The organism is Streptomyces sp. NPDC051987, from assembly GCF_040680735.1.
In the GTDB taxonomy this organism is placed as follows: Bacteria; Actinomycetota; Actinomycetes; order Streptomycetales; family Streptomycetaceae; genus Streptomyces.
Window position 1 is genome coordinate 1 of record NZ_JBFAXI010000013.1, and the last position, 17,878, is coordinate 17,878.

Annotated in this window: 15 protein-coding genes; 4 read left to right on the forward strand and 11 right to left on the reverse strand. The window is 73.0% G+C overall.

Annotated elements, in window-relative coordinates:
• Positions 1-25: 25 nt before the first annotated feature.
• On the reverse strand, positions 26-274 hold the full coding sequence (locus tag AB0M11_RS10020; protein WP_365703355.1) for a hypothetical protein: 249 nt from the start codon (positions 272-274) through the stop codon (positions 26-28).
• A 30-nt stretch (positions 275-304) separates the two neighbouring features.
• Positions 305-1,369, reverse strand: coding sequence for a substrate-binding domain-containing protein (locus AB0M11_RS10025; protein ID WP_365703357.1), 1,065 nt, complete (start codon positions 1,367-1,369; stop codon positions 305-307).
• Positions 1,370-1,917: 548 nt separating this feature from the next.
• Between AB0M11_RS10025 and AB0M11_RS10030 the strand changes: the two genes are divergently transcribed.
• A complete protein-coding gene (locus AB0M11_RS10030) occupies positions 1,918-3,477 on the forward strand; it encodes a carboxylesterase family protein (RefSeq protein WP_365703359.1) in 1,560 nt (519 codons plus the stop codon).
• 200 nt (positions 3,478-3,677) lie between these two features.
• On the opposite strand, the gene mmuM is transcribed toward AB0M11_RS10030, so the two are convergent.
• On the reverse strand, positions 3,678-4,595 hold the full coding sequence (mmuM, locus tag AB0M11_RS10035) for a homocysteine S-methyltransferase (protein ID WP_365703361.1): 918 nt from the start codon (positions 4,593-4,595) through the stop codon (positions 3,678-3,680).
• Positions 4,596-4,796: 201 nt separating this feature from the next.
• Between mmuM and AB0M11_RS10040 the strand changes: the two genes are divergently transcribed.
• Positions 4,797-6,206, forward strand: coding sequence for an RICIN domain-containing protein (locus AB0M11_RS10040; protein WP_365703362.1), 1,410 nt, complete (start codon positions 4,797-4,799; stop codon positions 6,204-6,206).
• 12 nt (positions 6,207-6,218) lie between these two features.
• On the opposite strand, the gene AB0M11_RS10045 is transcribed toward AB0M11_RS10040, so the two are convergent.
• Complete coding sequence (locus AB0M11_RS10045; protein ID WP_365703364.1) at positions 6,219-7,898, reverse strand: rhamnogalacturonan lyase B N-terminal domain-containing protein; 1,680 nt, start codon at positions 7,896-7,898, stop codon at positions 6,219-6,221.
• Between the two features lie 187 nt (positions 7,899-8,085).
• On the opposite strand from AB0M11_RS10045, the gene AB0M11_RS10050 reads away from it, so the two are divergent.
• Positions 8,086-9,144 (forward strand): rhamnogalacturonan acetylesterase, encoded by a 1,059-nt coding sequence (locus AB0M11_RS10050; protein ID WP_365703366.1) that lies wholly within the window; start codon positions 8,086-8,088, stop codon positions 9,142-9,144.
• Positions 9,145-9,262: 118 nt separating this feature from the next.
• Positions 9,263-10,960, forward strand: coding sequence for a DUF2264 domain-containing protein (locus AB0M11_RS10055; protein ID WP_365703368.1), 1,698 nt, complete (start codon positions 9,263-9,265; stop codon positions 10,958-10,960).
• Between the two features lie 126 nt (positions 10,961-11,086).
• On the opposite strand, the gene AB0M11_RS10060 is transcribed toward AB0M11_RS10055, so the two are convergent.
• The 7 genes from AB0M11_RS10060 to AB0M11_RS10090 form a co-directional block, all read right to left on the reverse strand.
• On the reverse strand, positions 11,087-11,770 hold the full coding sequence (locus AB0M11_RS10060; RefSeq protein WP_365703370.1) for an alpha/beta fold hydrolase: 684 nt from the start codon (positions 11,768-11,770) through the stop codon (positions 11,087-11,089).
• Positions 11,763-12,353, reverse strand: a complete 591-nt coding sequence (locus tag AB0M11_RS10065; protein ID WP_365703372.1) for a TetR-like C-terminal domain-containing protein — start codon at positions 12,351-12,353, stop codon at positions 11,763-11,765. The genes AB0M11_RS10060 and AB0M11_RS10065 overlap by 8 nt, the downstream gene beginning before the upstream one ends.
• A 73-nt stretch (positions 12,354-12,426) precedes the next feature.
• On the reverse strand, positions 12,427-13,227 hold the full coding sequence (locus tag AB0M11_RS10070) for an ABC-2 family transporter protein (protein ID WP_365703374.1): 801 nt from the start codon (positions 13,225-13,227) through the stop codon (positions 12,427-12,429).
• 4 nt (positions 13,228-13,231) lie between these two features.
• Positions 13,232-14,035 carry an ABC-2 family transporter protein gene (locus AB0M11_RS10075; protein WP_365703376.1) on the reverse strand — a complete coding sequence of 268 codons (804 nt, stop codon included), beginning with the start codon at positions 14,033-14,035 and terminating at the stop codon, positions 13,232-13,234.
• A 1-nt stretch (position 14,036) separates the two neighbouring features.
• Complete coding sequence (locus AB0M11_RS10080) at positions 14,037-15,035, reverse strand: ATP-binding cassette domain-containing protein (protein WP_365703378.1); 999 nt, start codon at positions 15,033-15,035, stop codon at positions 14,037-14,039.
• Between the two features lie 184 nt (positions 15,036-15,219).
• Complete coding sequence (locus AB0M11_RS10085) at positions 15,220-16,455, reverse strand: ROK family transcriptional regulator (RefSeq protein WP_365703380.1); 1,236 nt, start codon at positions 16,453-16,455, stop codon at positions 15,220-15,222.
• 84 nt (positions 16,456-16,539) lie between these two features.
• The gene (locus AB0M11_RS10090) at positions 16,540-17,793 is read right to left on the reverse strand and encodes an FAD-binding protein (protein WP_365703382.1); all 1,254 of its coding nucleotides are present in this window, start codon (positions 17,791-17,793) and stop codon (positions 16,540-16,542) included.
• Between the last annotated feature and the right edge of the window lie 85 nt (positions 17,794-17,878).

Genomic DNA, 17,878 nt, shown 5'->3' on the forward strand with positions numbered 1-17,878 from the left:
GGGCAGCTTCGCCCCGAGGGCGGGCTCATGGATGTGGGCCTGGGCCAACCAGAGCCTCCTCCCCGGCATGAGCCGCGACTCCCGCAGTTTCTGGGCCGTTCTCGTCCAGCTCCACGTCCTCCTTCGGATCGTGCTCGTCGGCCCGGACCGCCACCGTCGCGTGGTGCCGGGCCGGGGCGAGAGTCAGGGGCGTGGCCCGGGCGGTGCCCAGAGCCGTGGTCAGGGCGGCCGCGGCCAGGGCACAGGCCGCCGCGGTGCGCAGGGTGAGTTTCATGCCCAGGAAACGATCTCGGCGAGGGCGTGGTCACCGCCGTGCGGCCGAACGGGCAGGCGGAGCCGCCGTGCTCGCCCGCTCCACCAGCCTGGTGGACAACTCCGTCCGGGTGCCCTCGGGACGGTCTCCGTGCATCAGCCGCACCAGCAGCCGCAGCGCCGTCGCCGCCATCTCCGACAGCGGCTGGCGGACCGTGGTGAGCGCAGGCGTCCGCCACCGTGCCTCGGGCAGATCGTCGAAGCCGACCACGCTGACGTCCTCCGGCACCCGCAGCCCGCGCTCGGCCAGCGCCGCGCACGCCCCGAGGGCCATCCGGTCCGAGCAGGCGAACACGGCGGTCGGTGGCTCCGGCAGGTCGAGCAGTTCGTGCATACGGCAGCGGGCGGTGTCCTCGTCGAAGCCCGCGTGCCGGACGTACTCGCCCCGATGGCGCAGCCCCGCCGAGGCGAGCGCCGACCGATAGCCGGCCACCCGGGCGCCGCTGCACAGCCGGCGCCGGTTGCCGGCGATCACCGCGATCCGCTCATGGCCGAGCGCGAGCAGGTGCTCGGTCGCGGTGACCCCGCCCTGCCAGTTCGCCGCGCCGACGGAGACCACGCCCGGCGGGGGCTCGTGGACCGGGTCGATCAGCACGTACGGGATGCGGTGGTGGTCCAGCCAGGCGTGCTGCGCCCGGGTCAGCTCGGCCAGGTTGAACAGCACCCCGGAGGAACCGCGTGCGGTCAGCTTGTCCAGCCAGCCGTGCTCCGGGCGGCCGGCCCGGGTGCGGGTCAGCCCCGCCGACACGACGATCTCCAGCCCCGCCTCGTGCGCCGCCTCCTCGGCCCCGTGCAGCACCGCGCCCGTCCACGAGCTGTCCAGCGTGTGCACGACCAGGTCGATCAGGGTGGGGGCCTTCGTCGCGTCGAACCGCGGCCGGCGGACGTAGCCGAGCCGTTCGAGGGCCTCGGTGACCCGGCGGCGGGTCTCGGGGGCCACGTCGTCACGGCCGTTCACCACCTTGGACGCGGTCGGCACCGAGACGCCCGCCTCGCGGGCCACCACCGCCAGCGTCGGACCGGCCGCCGCCATGCTCGTACCTCCGGCACGGACCATGGGGAACCCGCCTCTCCGGCCCGCCCTTGGGCCAACGAAAGTAACGAAAGTTGCGACCAACGCTGCTTCCGCGGTCTGCGTGCCTGCCGTGCAGTAAGCGCTTCCTACGATAGGTGCGCGTCAACACGGCGGGAAGACCTGGGAATTCGCGGGATCTTCCCGAGCGCGACTTTCGAAACTTCGAACAGGGGGACAGGTCCGGCGTCATGGGCGCGTGCAGGCCGCCTGGAAGCCGGAGATGCACGCGGTGCACGGGCGCCGACGCGGTCCACGGCGTGGACCGCGGCCATTGCTCCGGTGAAGCGGAGGCGGGAGCCGTGGAGGTCGGAGAGGGGGACGCCAGGTGTGACGACCTGGTTCCCCGAGGGTGGCGGCGGGGACCACGGCTGTGGCGGCGGAGGGTGCGACAGCTCGGCTTCGGCACGCTGAAGTGCGCCGCAGCCGCACGTGTCCGCTCGACCGCCGTGTGTGCCGGAATACCGGCAGTGGATGTGATGCTCTGGTGATACCGGGGCGTACTGGCGCGCGGCGGGAGGAGCTGGTGGCGGATGACGGCGGACCGGACGGAACGGACGGACCCCGTGGCCGCCACCCCGTACGGGGCGGTGCGCGGCAGGTGGGAGCGCGGGGTCGCGGTGTTCCGCGGCGTCCCGTACGCGGCCCCGCCCTTCGGTGCGCACCGGTTCCGTCCGCCGGTGCCGCCCGAGCCCTGGGACGGCGTCCGGGACGCGGGGGCGTTCGGGTCGACGGCGCCCAAACCGCCGTACTCGGAGGCGTTCGCGCAGTACCTGTCCGACCCGGTGATCCCCGGCGACGACTGCCTCAACCTCAACGTGTGGACCCCGGAGCCGGGTCCCGGCGCCCGGCTCCCGGTCCTGGTCTGGCTGCACGGCGGCGCCCTGACCAGGGGATCCTCTGCCGTACCGGTGTACGACGGGCACGCGTTCGCGCGGGACGGAGTGGTCTTCGTCTCGGTCAACTACCGGCTGGGAGTGGAGGGCTACGGCCTGTTCCCGGACGCCCCGCCCAACGCCGGCCTGCGCGACCAGCTCGCCGCGCTGCGCTGGGTCCACGACACCGTCGCGGCCTTCGGCGGCGACCCGGCCCGGGTGACCCTCTGCGGCCAGTCCGCCGGCGCCATCAGCACCGGCGCCCTGCTCGCCGCGCCCCAGGCGCAGGGCCTTGTCCGCCGCGCCGTCCTGCAGAGCGGCCCGCCCGAGGCCGCGGAGCGGGACAAGGTACGGCGCATGGTCCGCCGGATGGCGGGCCGCCTCAGGATCCCCGCCACCGCCCAGGCCTTCGCCGCAGTCGACCGTGACCTGCTGCTGCGCACCCAGGCCGAGGTGGGCCGGCTCAGCAGCCCCGTGCTCGGCGGCCCCGCCTTCGGGATCGTCGTCGACGGCGACCTCGTCCCCCGTGACCCCCTCCAGGCCCTCCTCGACGGTGAGGCGGCGCACGGCGTCGACCTGCTGATGGGCTGGACCCGCGACGAGTACCGGCTCTGGCTGGTCCCCGGCGGCCTCGTCGAGCACGTCGAGCGGCTGGGCCCGGTCGCCTTCGCCGGCGCCATGGCCCGCTGCCGCGTCGGCCCCGAGGTGCCGCGCGGCTACCGCGCCCTGCGCCCCGAGGCGGGCCCGGCCGAGATCGTCGGCCAGATGGTCACCGACCACCTGCTGCGCCTCCCGCTGCACCGGCTGGCCGAGGCCCGCCCCGGCTCCGCCCACCTCTACGAGTTCGCCTGGCCCTCCAACCGCCCCGGCCTCGGCGCCTGCCACGCCCTGGAGCTGGGCTTCGTCTTCGACACCGGGGAGGACCCCGACTCGGCCCGGCTGGCCGGCGAGGGCGCCCCGCAGGAGCTGGCCGACGCCCTGCACGGCGCCTGGGTCCGCTTCGTCACCACCGGCGACCCCGGCTGGGAGTCCTGGGACGAGACCCATCCGGTGCGGATCCTCGGCGACGGCGAACCCCACACGGTGTCCGGTCCCCGGGACGCGGAGTTCGCCCTCTGGACCCGGGAGGCGCCGGCGGCCCGCACCGGGCGCGCGGCCGAACGGAGCACGGCGGTGCGCAGGCTGCGCCGCTCGGTGGCCGCCGTACGCCGCCACTGAGGCCCGGACCACCGCACGGGTCGCGGCCCGGCGCGAGCGGGGTCCGCACGGCGAGCCGTCCCAGCTCCTCGTGCGAGCGCGGTCCGCACGGCGAGCCGTCCCAGCTCCTCGTGGGGCACGTGCGCGGTGGTGCGGGCCGGACGCGGACCGCGGCCGAACGGGACGCCGGCGTACCCGGCGGGAGACACCGGGCGCGACGCTCAGACCACCCGAGCGATCCCCGCGATCCCCTCCGGTCCCACCCGGCAGCATCCCCCGACCAAACGGGCCCCCGCCTCCCGCCACCCCGCGACCTGCTCCGCCCCGAACGTCGTCGGCCCCGTCCACGCCCGAGCCCGCGCGTCCCACACCTCACCGCTGTTGGGGTACACGACCACCGGCTTCCCGGTCACCCGCGCGGCCACCTCCACCGCACCCGGCACGTCCTCGGGCGCACAGCAGTTCACGCCCACCGCGATCACCTCGTCCACGTCGGCGGCCAGGGCGAACGCCTCCTCCAGGGGCTGCCCGGCCCGGGTGAGGCCGCCCGCCACGCTGTACGAGAGCCAGGCCGGCACCCCCAGCCCCCGGACCGCCCGCAGCAGCGCCGCCGCCTCGTCCGCGTCCGGCACGGTCTCCAGCGCCAGCACGTCCGGCCCGGCCCCGGCCAGCACCTCCAGGCGCGGCCGGTGGAACCGCTCCAGCGCGTCGACGTCCAGCCCGTACCGCCCCCGGTACTCGGAGCCGTCCGCGAGCATCGCCCCGTACGGCCCGACCGAGGCGGCCACCCACAGCGGCCGGACGATCCCCTCGGCCCGCGCCCGCCGTGCCGCGTCGCGCCCCAGGCGCACGCTCAGCGCGAGCAGCCGGGCGGCCTCCTCGTGCGGGATCCCGCGCCTGCCGAAGCCCTCGAACGTGGCCTGGTAGCTGGCGGTGATGGCGACGTCGGCGCCCGCCCGGTAGTACGCGAGGTGCGCCTCGGTCACCGCGTCGGGCAGGTCGGCGAGCAGCCGTGCCGACCACAGGTCGTCGCTCAGGTCGTGCCCGGCGGCGGCCAGCTGGTTGGACATGCCGCCGTCGAGCACGACCGTCCCGGCGGCGAGGGCGTCGGCGAGGCTGGGGAGGGTGTCGCTGGTCATGCTCCCGACGCTAGTCGAACCGGCACCGGACGACCGACGGCGTCCACTGCGCGGACGAGTAGCCCGGCCGTGGACCGTCGGGAAATCGCTTTCTGCCCTGTCCTGTCAGATCCGTTGACCTTCTTGTAACGCGCCCTTACCTTTTCGGCGATCTCAGAATCCCCCAGAACCCCGCAGGAACCCTCAAGGAGCGTGTGTGAGATGAGACGTGCGTACGCGATCCTGCTGTCCCTCTGTCTGGCGGTGATCGGCGCCCTGGCCACCGCGGGACCGGCCGCGGCCGCAGCCCAGACCGTCACCAACGGCACCCGGTTCACCGACACGTCGGGGAACATCGTCCACGCACATGGCGGCGGGGTCATCAAAGTCGGCAGCTACTACTACTGGTTCGGCGAGGACCGCAACTCCGACAACACCTTCAGGTACGTGGACGCCTACCGCTCCACCGACCTGAAGTCCTGGGAGTTCCGGGGCCACGTCCTCTCCCAGTCCTCCGCCGCCGAGCTCGGCACCGCCTACATCGAGCGCCCGAAGGTCATCTACAACGCCTCCACCGGCAAGTTCGTGATGTGGATGCACAAGGAGAACGGCGTCGACTACAGCGAGGCCAGGGCCGCGGTCGCCGTCTCCGACACCGTCGACGGCACCTACACCTACCAGGGCAGCTTCCGGCCGCTCGGCCAGTACATGTCCCGCGACCTCACCACCTTCGTCGACACGGACGGCACGGCCTACATGGTCTCGGCCGCCAACGAGAACGCCGACCTGCAGATATACAAGCTCACCGCCGACTACACCGGTATCGACAGCCTGGTCGCCAACCCCTGGGCGGGCACCAGCCGCGAGGCCCCGGCCCTCTTCAAGCGGGGCGGCGTCTACTTCATGCTCACGTCGGCAGCCACCGGCTGGAGCCCCAACCAGCAGAAGTACGCCACCGCCACCTCCCTCTCCGGACCCTGGACCTCCTGGACCAACGTCGGCGACTCGACGGCGTACGGTTCCCAGACCGCGTACGTCCTCACGCTCAGCGGGACTTCGGGCACCTCGTACCTCTACATGGGCGACCGCTGGGGCAACTCCTTCGGCGGCACGGTCAACGACTCCCGGTACGTCTGGCTGCCGTTGACCTTCCCGACGTCCACCTCGATGTCGATGTCCTGGTACCCGGAGGTCTCCGTGGACACGGCCGCCGGCACCGTCAGCGGCACCAGCGCCACCTACAACACCCTGATCGCCCGGCACAGCGGCAAGTGCGCCGACGTCCCCAGCCAGTCCCTCTGGGAGGCCGTCGCGATCAGCCAGTACACCTGCAACGGCGGCACGAACCAGAAGTGGTGGTTCAAGGACCTGGGCACCGGCTACTACGAACTGATGGGCCGCGGCAGCTCGCTCTGCCTCCAGGAGAACGCGGCCGACGTCACCCAGGAGGACTGCACCGGCGCCACCGCCCAGCAGTGGTCGGTCGTCACCTCGGGGTCGTACGTGAACATCAAGGCCCGCACGACGGGTGAGTGCCTCGACGTGTCCGGCGCGTCCACCGCCAACTCGGCCGCCGTCATCACCTACACCTGCAACGGCGGCACCAACCAGCAGTGGACGCGCGGGACGTGACGGGCACTCCGCTCAGACCAGCAGGTCGATCGCGTCGATCGCGGTGCCGGCGCTGAGGTAGGACGTCGTCCCCGAACCGCTCGCCACGTAGATCCTCAGCGTGTTGTAGGCGCTGGTGTCCGTCAGCCAGGCGGACGCCGGCACGCTGTAGGTGAACGTGTGGTTGTTGCCCCGGTACGAGCCCACGGTCAGCGACCGGGTGCTCGGCTGGGCGGGCGGGGAGGGGACGGCCGAGGTCCAGCTGTCGTTGACGACGACCTGCGGGCGGCCGTTCGCGTAGGCCGTCGTCACGCCGATGCGCAGGGTGTGCGCGGCGGCCGCCTGGGCGGCCGTCAGCCTGAAGTACACGACGATCCCGCTGTTGACGTCCTTCCACAGGTAGCAGGGGAAGGCCGAGGTCTCGGTGCCGCTGCCGACGACCACGTTCCCGGTCCAGGACGCGGCCCGTACGTCCGACGGGTGCATGTACGTCATCAGGTCGGCGTTCTTGAAGCCGCTCGGCGTGCCGTCCCAGTCGTTGAGGCGCCAGATCGCGGCGGCGTTGCTCGGATCGTTGGAGGACGGGATCGCGAGGGTGTTCAGGGTGGTGGTCGCACCCGCCGAGACGCTCACCGAGCGGGTGTGGACGGCCAGTTCGCCCTTGTAGACGGTGAGGGTGTACGTCCCCGGCAGCACACCCGCGATCGAGAAGTAGCCGTCCGAGGAACGTGCGGAACCCCAGTACTGCGCGGCCGTGTTGGCGAGCCCCACGGTGTACGGGTGCGCCGTGTCCCGTCCCGAGATGCCGACGCCGGCCACCCGCCCGCGCCCGCTCGCCGGCACGTACCCCACGATGCCGAGCGAGTCCGCCCACGACGTGGTGAGGGTGCCGGGGGAGAGGGACGAGGAGGGTGCGCCGCCGTCCGTGAAGGCGATGACGTAGGGGCCCTGGAGACCGTAGCGCTCGGACTCGGTCTGGTTCTCGCCGTAGTATAGGATCTCGTACAGGCCGCCGCCGTCGGCGCTCTGGTGGCGCAGCAGCGAGCGGTAGAACGGGCCGCCGGAGGCCTTCTCGTGGTTGCTGCGCACGATCCACAGGCCGACACTGCCGGTCGTCCAGCCGATGGAGTCGTAGTCCATCACCCGCAGCTTCGAGTAGTGCTTGGCGCGGGTCTGGCCGTCGGACTTCTCGAAGACGTCCGCGGACTCGATGACGGTGGGCGCGTAGGTGTAGGAGTCCGGCTCGTCGTTGAGGAACAGGCCGGCCTTCACGCGGACGATGTACCGGGTGGCGGTGACCGACGAGTCGGCTTTATTGGTCCACAGGTAGATGTTGTTCTCGCCGCTGCGGGCCGCGTAGTAGTGCTTCAGCGTGCCGTACGCGACCGAGACCAGGATGGTCGGACCCGACTGGGCGATGGTCACCGTCGAGGTGCCGAGGCCCGACTCGACGTGCGAGTTCTTGCCGCCGTAGCCCTGGTACTCGGTGCCTCTGTAGACCAGTGAGGTCAGGTCGCCGTTGGTCTTGCTGACCTTGAAGACCAGATCGGCGCCGGTGGCCACGACGTAGTGGGAGCCGTCGTCCGACCAGCCGAAGCCCGCTGCCGAGGCGGTGGTGGCCAGCGGGCCGGTGAGGGCGGCGGTGCCGGCGGCGGCCGCGCCGCCGAGGACGAAGGTGCGGCGTCCGAGCGGTCTCCCGGTGGATCCGGACATGGGGGTGCCTCCTTCGGCGGGGCGGGCGTGCGGGTGAGTGTGAGGGTGACAGTTGAATGGATTTCGCGAAAGGGCTTTCACGTTTGCGGGGTTGGCAGTTTGCGGAAATCAGTCCATGGTCTAGAAAGCGCTTGTCCATTGGCGGTACGGTCCGCGCCAGGCCATGTCGCCCGACGGAGGAGTCCCGGTGAGACGTTTCAACGGTGCACGCGTCGCCGCGCTCGCGGCGGTCGTCCTCGGCGCCTGCCTGACGGCCGCGCCCGCCGCCCGGGGGGCCCAGGACCGGCAGCCGCCCCTCGGCATCGCGAACTGCACGGCCACCGCCTGTCACTTCGACGTCCCACCGGGCGACTACGACGTGACGGTGCGGCTCGGCGGCCCGGCCGCGTCCAGCACGAGCATCAGCGGCGAGACCCGGCGCTCGCTCCTCCCGGAGACGGCCGCGGCCGCCGGCAGGCATGTCACCCGGGGCTTCACGGTGAACGTCCGCACCCCGGAGGGCGAGCCGACGGGCCCCGACGGAACGCCCGGTCTCGACCTCGCCGTCGGCGGCTCGGCCCCCGCACTCGCCGGGATCCGCGTCACCCCCGCGCGCCACGTCCGGCAGCTCTTCCTGGTCGGCGACTCCACCGTCTGCGACCAGCCCGCCGACCCGTACTCCGGCTGGGGCCAGCAGCTCCCGCAGTACCTGCGCAGGGGAGTCGCCGTCGCCAACTACGGGGACTCCGGCGAAAGTACGGTGACCTACCTCCGAAACCCGCAGCTCTGGGGCACCGTCCAGCCGTTGATCCGCCCGGGTGACCTGGTGCTGATCCAGCTGGCGCACAACGACAAGGCGACGGACGAGGCGACCTACCGCGCGAATCTGGAGACCCTGGTGGCCGGCGTACGGGCGCGCGACGGCAGGCCGGTGCTGGTCACGCCGATCGTGCGCCGCTGGTTCAACGCAGACGGCACGCTGAACAACGACATCGCGCTTCTGGTCAACGGGCTCGGCGTGAATCATCCTGAGGTGATCCGCTCGGTCGCCGCCGCCGAGGACGTGCCGCTGATCGACCTCACGGCGAAGACCAAGGCGCTGGTGGAGTCCCTCGGCGTGGAGGGCTCCAAGGCGCTGTACCTGTACAACGAGAAGAAGGACAACACCCACACCTCCGCCCACGGTGCCACCGTCTACGCGGGCCTGGTGCGCGACGAGCTTCTCGCCCAGCACCTGGTGCCCCGCGGCACCGTGCGGGTGGGATGAGCCCCTGGGGTGCCCCGACCGGAACCGGGGCGCCCCAGGTTCCAACGGCACCTGGCCCGGCACCAGGTGAGGCCGCCAGGTTGGGCACGACGTCCGGACCGAGCGAGAAAGAGCACCGATGCAGCTGCCTTCCGAGGACCGCGGCCCCAGCCCGCGCACCGGCTACACCCGCGCCCACTGGGAGGCCGCGGCCGACGCACTGCTCGCCGCCGTGGAGCCATACGCCACCCCGGACCGCGCCCTCTACCACCTCCCCGGCGACCACCAGAGCTGGTCCGGGCACCTCTCCGACGGCCTGGAGGGCTACGCCCGCACCCTGCTCCTCGCCGCCTTCCGCCGCGACGAGACCGCGCTCCAGCGGTACGCGGACGGACTCGTGGCCGGGGTGTCGGGCGGCTGGCCGCGCATCGAGGACCGCGGCCAGCCGCTGGTCGAGGCCGCCTCGATCGCCCTCGCCCTGCGCCTGACCCGGCCGCTGCTGTGGGACCGGCTGGACGACGGTGCCCGCCAGCGCGCCGCGGCCTGGCTCGCCGACGCGCTGACCGCCGAACCCTGGCCCTGCAACTGGGAGTTGTTCCCGGTCACGGTCGGTGGCTTCCTGGCCGAGATCGGCCATGAGCCGGCCGCCGCGCGGAAGGCGATCGACCACAGGCTGGCCCGCATCGAGGACTGGTACGTCGGTGACGGCTGGTACACCGACGGCGACGGCCGCAAGTTCGACTACTACAACGGCTGGGCGATGCACCTCTACCCGGTGCTGCACGCCTGGCTCGCCGGCGACGAGCGGCTGCTCGACCTGTACGGCGGCCGCCTGGAGCGCCACCTGCGCGACTACGCCCGCCTGTTCGGCGGTGACGGCGCCCCGATGCACCAGGGCCGCTCGCTGACCTACCGCTTCGCGACCACGGCGCCGCTGTGGCTGGGCGCGCTCACCGGGCGTACCCCCCTGTCCGCAGGGGAGACCCGCCGACTGGCCTCGGGGGCGCTGAAGTACTTCCTGGACCGTGGCGCGGTGGACGCGCACGGCCTGCTGACCCTCGGCTGGCGCGGCCCCGACACCGCGCTGCTGCAGGGCTATTCGGGCCCGGCCTCCCCGTACTGGGCGAGCAAGGGCTTCCTCGGCCTGCTGCTCCCGCCCGACCACGAGGTGTGGACGGCACCGGAGGAACCGGCGCCGGTGGAACGCGCCGACGCGGTCACCCCGATCGCTCCCGCCAACTGGCTGCTGCAGTCGACGCGTTCGGACGGGGTGGTCCGCCTGCACAACCACGGCAGCGAGGACGTCCGCTACGACCCCTACTACACCCGCCTCGGCTACTCCACCGTGACCGAGCCGTCGGTGTCGTACGACAACAGCGTGATCGTCGGCGACGACCCGAGCCGCACGGGCATCGAGCCGCTGGGCGTGGGGGACGGCTGGGCGGCGTCGCGGCACTCGGCCGGCGCGGGGGCCCGGGTGACGAGTGCCGTGCTGGTGCGCGGGGCGGTGGAGGTGCGTGCCTTCCGGGTGACGGGAGCGCAGCCCGGGACACCGGTCCGGGTGACCGGGTGGGCCGCACCGGACGGGCTGCGGTCCGAACTGCTCCCCGTCGCGGGCCTCGACGACGCGCTGACCGGGGTCACGGGGGAGGGCCCGGCCCTGTTCGTCGCGCTGAGCCGGCTCACCGGCGCGGCGGACGCCGTACCGCTGGGCGAGACGGTGACCGTGCGCGTCGAAGGGGACCGGGAGCTGACGGTCCGGTGGCGCGAGGGTCCTGGACTCCGGGTCCGCTGGCCGGACGCCGGAGTCGAGGTCGAGCACCTCGCGCGGGACTGATCCCCCGGACTCGGCGCGGGCCTGCCGACGGCACGCACCCCGCGGTGCCCCGTGGTGCGTGGTGCGGTCGCCAGAGCCGGTGGCCGCCGCCGGGCCCCGGAAGGTCGCCCCGGCGGGACCGGGTTCTCAGCCCGGCAGGACCTGCGCGATCCGGTCCGCGAACGCGACGGGATGTTCGACGGTGCCCAGATGGCCGCCGGGGAACTCGGCGAAGGCGCCGCCGGTGTGCCGGCTGGTGAACTCCGCCGTCCGGTGCAGGAGCTGCCCCCGGGAGTCGACACCCGCCGCCACCGTGAGACGGGGCAGTCCGGTCGGCGGGCGGTAGCGGGTGAACGGGCGCAGGACATGCGCGAGGAAGACGGAGAACGGCGTGACCTCCACCGTCGGGTCCGGCCGCCCGCCGTCGAGCTGCGCGATCAGTTGCTCCCGCAGCCGCTCTCCGTCCGGCAGCAGGGTGACGCACGGCGGTTCGTGGACGACGACGTGCCGCAGCCTGCCGGGGTGGCGGGCCAGCAGGTCGAGGGCGGTGACACCACCGGCGCTGGTGCCGAAGACGCAGGCCGAGTCGCCCTCCGCGAGCACCTCCTCCAGGACCCGGTGCGCGCCCTCGCTCCAGTCCTGCACGCGCTGGTCGGCGAAGGTGTCCCCGAGGTGGCCGTGGGCGAGGCCCAGGGGGTCGTACGTCACGACCGTGAAGCGCCCCGCGAGACGTTCCGCCAGCGGTTCCAGGCCCATGGGGTGGCCGGCCCCGCCCGGGACGACCAGCAGGACGGGGCCGCTCCCGGTGACGTCGTAGTGCAGGTCAGACATGGTGGTCGGTCTCCTCGCGGGGCCAGTTCTCCAGTGCGATGTGCAGGGCGTCGATCGCCCGGTCCCAGGACGCGCGGACCTCGCGCGGGGCGTTGAAGCCGCCTGCGGTCTCCAGGGCGCAGTAGCCGTGGAAGGTGGCGCGCAACAGGCGCACGGCGTCGGTGAGATCGGGTTCGGCCAGGCCGTAGCCGCGCAGCATGCCGTAGGTGATCTCCACCGTGCGGCGCGCGGCGGGGGCGTCGGCGTCGACGAGCGCGGGGTCGAGGCGGATCTGGGTGGCCGCGTACCGCCCGGGGTGGGCGAGGGCGTACGTCCGGTAGGCGTCGGCGTACGCGGCCAGCGCGTCCCGGCCGGACCGCCCGGCCACGGCGGCGGCGATCCGGTCGATCATCTCGCCGCCCGCGAGCAGCGCGAGCCGGTGCCGCAGGTCCTTCAGACCGCGGACGTGCGCGTACAGGCTCGCGTCCCGCACGCCGAAACGACGGGCCAGAGCCGACAGCGAGACCTGCTCGAAGCCGGCCTCGTCGGCCAGCTCGGCAGCCGCCGCGACCAGCCGGTCGGCGGTGATCCCGGCCCGTGCCATGTGACGCCTCCGTCCTGGGGTCCCTAGCTGAAATCCTAGGAACCCTAGGTTTCGGATGCAAGCGAGGGGCGGGTCAGCCGTTCACCCCCGTGTAGTGACCCAGCGCCCACCGCCACAGCCCGCGTGCGGCGAGGTAGGCGAGCAGGCCGACCAGCGGGGAGGCCGCTGCCAGCCAGTAGGGGACGATGGTGGAGTGGCCGTGGCCGGTGAGGACCGCGGCCGGCAGGTAGGCGACGAAGGCGAGCGGCAGGCCGTAGGTGAGCAGGCCGCCGACCGCCCGGGGGAGGACGTTCAGCGGGTAGCTGCCGAAGGTGCCGAGGAGCTCCTCCAGCCAGCGGCTCCAGTAGTCGGCGGCCGGGTAGCGCAGCGAGGCGCTGGCGACCACCGTGAACAGGGCCGCCTCCAGCAGCATCCCGCCGAGGACCGCGGCGATCAGATACGAGACCCGGCCCGCCGTCCAGTCGAGGTGGCTGCGGCCGAGCGCGCCCACCATCAGGCCGGCGGCCACGGTCAGGTCACCGATCGCGTTGGTGGGGAAGTACTCCAGCTGCACCTGCCGGTGCACGGGCAGCGGACGCAGCAGGTAGGCGTCGATCCGCCCTTCCTGGATGTACCGGCCCACCCCGTGCACCCGGCCCAGGACCAGGACGAACAGGCCGTGCGCCAGCATCCGCGTCGCCGGGATGAGCAGGACGTCCGAGCTGTCCCAGCCGCCCATCCCGGTGAACCGGGTGAGCAGCACGGTGGCGAACACGATGACCGACACCTGCCAGACCGCGCCGATCGCGATCATCATCAGGAACTCGGTGCGGTACTCCAGCTGCGCACGGAAGTTGAGGCGCGTGATGCGCCAGGCGATCCGGACGGCGTTCACGGCCTCAGCCTCCCTGGGAGATGACACGGCGGGCGGCCCGCCGCCACACGAAACGGGTGAAGAGGTGCAGCGCCACGACCCAGCCGGCCTGGACACCGAGCTGGAAGCCGGCGTCCGACAGCGGGATCCGGCCCACGTACAGCGACAGCGGCACGCTCAGGGTCGCCTGGAAGGGCAGGAAGGAGCTGAGCGTGACGAACCAGTGCGGGAAGAACCACAGCGGCGCGTACACCCCGGACAGCAGGTTCTGCGCGAAGACCAGGATGAGCATCGCCGCGCCGTTGCGCAGCGTCCAGAAGCAGAACTGGTCGATGAGGAGCATGACGTAGTAGAGGACCAGCTGGCCGAGCAGCAGGCTGAGCGCGAACACCGCCGCCGTCGCGGCCGACCGCGGCGGATCCACCACCCCGGCGGCCAGACAGACCGCGTATCCCGCCGACGCCCAGGTCAGCCCGTACAGTTGCTCGCCGACCGCGCGCAGCGCGTGATAGCGCTGGGGCGGCAGCGGGCGCAGGTACCAGTAGACGATCGTGCCGAAGTGCATGTGCTGCATCACGGAGTCCCGGCCCGCGTACTGGTCCAGCTCCCGCAGCCGGGAGGCGAGCACGGCCAGCACCGCGTAGGTGACGGCCTGGCCCCGGTCCAGACCGGCCGTCGTCCCGGACTGTGCGTACAGGCCCCGCCAGAGCGAGGCGACCAGCACCACCTGCACGGTCAGCCGCAGCAGCACCCCGGTCATCCGGGGCGGGGTGTACAGCTCGCCGAGCGGGGTGACCCGGGCGGCGCGCCAGGCGTACAGGAGGGCCATCTCAGACCTCGGCCTTCGCCTGCGCGTAGGCCGCCCGCATGACGTCCTCCAGGTCCGCCTCGTCCACCGCCACGCCCGTCACCTCGTACCGCTCGATGACCAGCTTCAGCGCCTCGTGGACCGTGGGCGCGGCCGGACCGTCCGGGCCGAACACCACCTGCGGGCCCTCCCGGCGCACCAGGGCGACGCCGGGCAGCGGGCCGACGGGGGTGTGCGCGTCGGCGAGCGTGGCCCGCACCTGCCAGGTCGAGCCGAACCGGCGCCGCATCTCGTCCAGCGAGCCGTCCAGCACCAGCCGCCCGTGGTTGACCAGCACCACCCGCTCGGCGAGCCGCTCGACCTCGGTCATGTCGTGCGTGGTGAGCAGGACGGTACGGCCGCGCTCGGCCACCTGGTACCGCAGGAACTCGCGGACCTGCTCCTTCACCACCACGTCCATGCCGATGGTCGGCTCGTCCAGGAAGACGACCGGCGGGTCGTGGAGCAGGGCCGCGGCCAGGTCGCAGCGCACCCGCTGGCCGAGCGAGAGATGCCTGACCCGGGTGTCCCAGAACGCGGAGAGTTCCAGCAGGTCGTCGAACTCCCGCAGGCGCGCCGCGTGTTCGTCCTTCGGCACCTCGTAGATGTCCCGCAGGATCGCGAACGACTCCCGCACCGGCAGGTCCCACCACAGCTGGGTCCGCTGTCCGAACACCGCGCCGATGTTCCGGGCGTTGCGCTCCCGGTCCCGGTAGGGCACCACGCCGGCGACCCGGGCCTCGCCGGAGGTCGGGGTGAGGATGCCGGTGAGCATCTTGATGGTGGTCGACTTGCCCGCGCCGTTCGGGCCGAGCAGGGCGAGGAGCTCGCCCTCGGCGACGTCGAAGGAGATGTCCGTGACCGCGTGCTTCTCGACACGCTCCGGGTTGACCAGGGATCGCAGGGCGCCGGTGAGACCCGGACGCCGGACGGTGGTGTGGAAGGTGCGGGACAGACCGCGGACCTCGATGTTTCCGGGCACGCTGGGTACTCCCTCGTTCCGTGCACGACAGACATACGGCCGGTCGGCTTGTGAGGCCGACCGGCCGCGGGTACGTCTCGACGCTCGCAGAGCGCCGAGGAGCCCGGCAATGGATTAATGGAGACGCGATTTGGACTGTTCGATCACGGGAAGGCGGCGCCGGCGGCCGGGCGGACCGGCCCGGTCAGCGGCCCGTCGGCGCGGCCCGGCCGGTGCGCGCGCCGCCGCGCAGGCCCACCGACCTCAGGGCCCCCTCCAGTGCGAACGTGGCCGCGCCCAGGGAGACTGGGTCGGTGGGGATGGGGGAGAGGACGATCTCGGTGGCGGCGAACGGCCGCCCGAGCGCGTGCCGCCGGACGGCCTCCCGCACCTCCGCGAGCAGCGGTTCGCCGAGCCGCCGGGCCACCCAGCTGCTGAGCACGACCAGTTCGGGGTTGAGCAGGTTCACCAGGTTGGCGATCCCGGCGCCGATGTAACGGGCCGTGTCCCGCACCACCTTGACCGCCACCGGATCGCCGTCCGCCATGGCGCGGGCCAGCGCGTCCACGGTCGCCGTCTGGTCCTCCGGGTGCAGCAGCGGGCTCTGCGGGCTCAGCTCCCGCAGGTTCAGCATGATGCCGGGCGCGCCGACGTACGTCTCGACGCAGCCGTGGTTGCCGCAGTGGCACAGCCGCCCGTCCAGCACGAGCGTCGTGTGCCCCCACTCCCCGGCGCTGTTGCTCACCCCCCGGTGCAGCCCGCCGCCCAGCGCGAGCCCGGCGCCGACCCCGGTGCCGAGGTTCACGACCACGGTGTCCCCGCGCCCGCGGGCCGCTCCGAACCACTGCTCGGCCACCGCGCAGGCCCGCAGCGGATTGTCCAGGTGGAGGGGGTAGGCGATGTGGTCGGAGAGCAGGTCGAGCAGCGGCACGTCGTGCCAGTCCCAGTTGGGCGCGTACTCGGCGATGCCGGTGGCCCGGTCCACCTGCCCCGGCACGCTCACCCCCACGCCCAGCACCCGCGCGCCCTCGACCCCGGCCTGCGCCACCACCGCGCCGACCGCCGCGGCCACCTGGCCCACCACCTGCTCCGGCCGGTTCTCCCCGGGACGCATGTCCTCCTCGGCGCGGGCCAGCACGTTCAGGGCGAGGTCGAACAGCTCGACGTGGACGTACGTCTCGGCGATGTCGACGCCGATCAGCGCGCCGCCCGAGGCGTTGACCGCGACGAGGCCCCGGGGGCGCCCGCCGGCCGAGTCCTCGAAGCCGACCTCCGTGATCATCCGCAGCTCCAGCAGCTCCCCGACCAGGGTGGCGACCGTGGCCAGGCTCAGCCCGGTGACGGCCGCCAGCTCCTGGCGGGAGGTGGGGGACTCCGCGATGATGTGCCGCAGCACCTCGTAGCGGTTGGCGGTGCGGATGTCACGTGATGTGTGCTTCACGCCGTGCAACGCTATGGCCTGGGAAGCGCTTTCGACAAGCCGTTACCTTAAGGGTTGGATTAAGTCGGCCGTCGCGACGGTCCGTCAGTCGTGCAGGACGTCCGCCACGAAGGGGTTCGCGAACTTCCCCTCCGGGTCGAGCTCCCGGGCCAGGGCGCGGAAGTCGCCGAGGCGCGGGTACCGCCGCCGTACCTCCGCCGGCGGGACGGCGAAGACCTTGCCCCAGTGCGGCCGCGGGTCGAACGGCGCCAGCGCCTCCTCCAGCCGGCGCACCACCGGGAGTACCGCCGTCAGGTCGTCCACCCACGTGAAGTGCAGCGCCACCGAGTCACGGCCGTGGGCCGGGCTGAGCCACTGCGGGTCGGCGGCGATCGTGCGCACCTCGCAGGTCTGCAGGACCGGGGCGACCGTGCGCCGGATGCCGTCGACCGCGTGCAGCGCGTCCAGCGCCGCCGACCTCGGCAGCAGGTACTCCGACTGCAGCTCGTCCCCGCTGCTCGGCGTGAACTCCGCCCGGAAGTGCGGCAGCCGCTCGTGCCAGGGCCCCGGCACCCCGAACTGCTCCGTGCAGTTGCCCGCCGGCATGCCCGGCACCGGGTGCATCGCCTCGGTCGCCGGCGCGGCCCACCCGAACTCCACGGCCGGCCGGTCGGTGCGCCGCTTCACCCACACCTGCCGGAAGCCCGGCCGCCGCCAGTCCGTGAACAGGCTCACGCTGTAGGCGGCGCCGGACACGGCCGCGAAGTCCAGCCCGTCCAGCGGCAGTTCGGTGTACACCGTCTGCGCCACCCGGTACGCGGGCTCCAGCTCCAGGGTGAGCGCGGTGACGACCCCGAGCGCGCCCAGCGAGGTCACCGCGCCGTCGAAGCGGGCGTCGCCCCGCGCGACCGTCACCGTCGAACCGTCCGCGAGGACCAGCTCCACCTCCCGCACGGGCGCCGCGAGCGACCCGTTGGCCACGCCCGAGCCATGGGTGCCGGTGGCCACCGAACCGGCCACCGAGATGTGCGGCAGCGAGGCCATGTTGGGCAGCGCCAGGCCGTGCGCGTGCACCGTGCGGGCCAGCTCGGCGTACCGGACGCCGCCCGCGACCCGGACCGTACGGGCCGCGCTGTCCACCTCGACGGCGGCCGGCAGCCCGGCGATCGAGACCAGGACGCCCTCCGGGCCCGGGTCGGCGATCCGGTTGAAGGAGTGGCCGCTGCCCAGCACCCGTACCCGCGCGCTGCCGGCCACCAGCGACCGGAGCGCGTCGAGCGAGTGCGGGCGGTGGAACTCCTTGGCGGCGTACGTGATGTTGCGCGCCCAGTTGGTGACCGTCTGCACCGGATCCGTCATCTCTGCCGTCCCATCCCTGTCCCCTTTCGGGGAGTACCTGTCCATTGACCCTCTCATTCACCGAGACCTACGGTAGAGACCGGTT

Bases quoted from the DNA above. Each gene is read 5' to 3' on its own strand.
- AB0M11_RS10020 (WP_365703355.1), bottom strand. From the start codon at position 274: ATGAAACTCACCCTGCGCACCGCGGCGGCCTGTGCCCTGGCCGCGGCC.
- AB0M11_RS10025 (WP_365703357.1), bottom strand. From the start codon at position 1,369: ATGGTCCGTGCCGGAGGTACGAGCATGGCGGCGGCCGGTCCGACGCTG.
- AB0M11_RS10030 (WP_365703359.1), top strand. From the start codon at position 1,918: ATGACGGCGGACCGGACGGAACGGACGGACCCCGTGGCCGCCACCCCG.
- mmuM (WP_365703361.1), bottom strand. From the start codon at position 4,595: ATGACCAGCGACACCCTCCCCAGCCTCGCCGACGCCCTCGCCGCCGGG.
- AB0M11_RS10040 (WP_365703362.1), top strand. From the start codon at position 4,797: ATGAGACGTGCGTACGCGATCCTGCTGTCCCTCTGTCTGGCGGTGATC.
- AB0M11_RS10045 (WP_365703364.1), bottom strand. From the start codon at position 7,898: ATGTCCGGATCCACCGGGAGACCGCTCGGACGCCGCACCTTCGTCCTC.
- AB0M11_RS10055 (WP_365703368.1), top strand. From the start codon at position 9,263: ATGCAGCTGCCTTCCGAGGACCGCGGCCCCAGCCCGCGCACCGGCTAC.
- AB0M11_RS10060 (WP_365703370.1), bottom strand. From the start codon at position 11,770: ATGTCTGACCTGCACTACGACGTCACCGGGAGCGGCCCCGTCCTGCTG.
- AB0M11_RS10065 (WP_365703372.1), bottom strand. From the start codon at position 12,353: ATGGCACGGGCCGGGATCACCGCCGACCGGCTGGTCGCGGCGGCTGCC.
- AB0M11_RS10075 (WP_365703376.1), bottom strand. From the start codon at position 14,035: ATGGCCCTCCTGTACGCCTGGCGCGCCGCCCGGGTCACCCCGCTCGGC.
- AB0M11_RS10090 (WP_365703382.1), bottom strand. From the start codon at position 17,793: ATGACGGATCCGGTGCAGACGGTCACCAACTGGGCGCGCAACATCACG.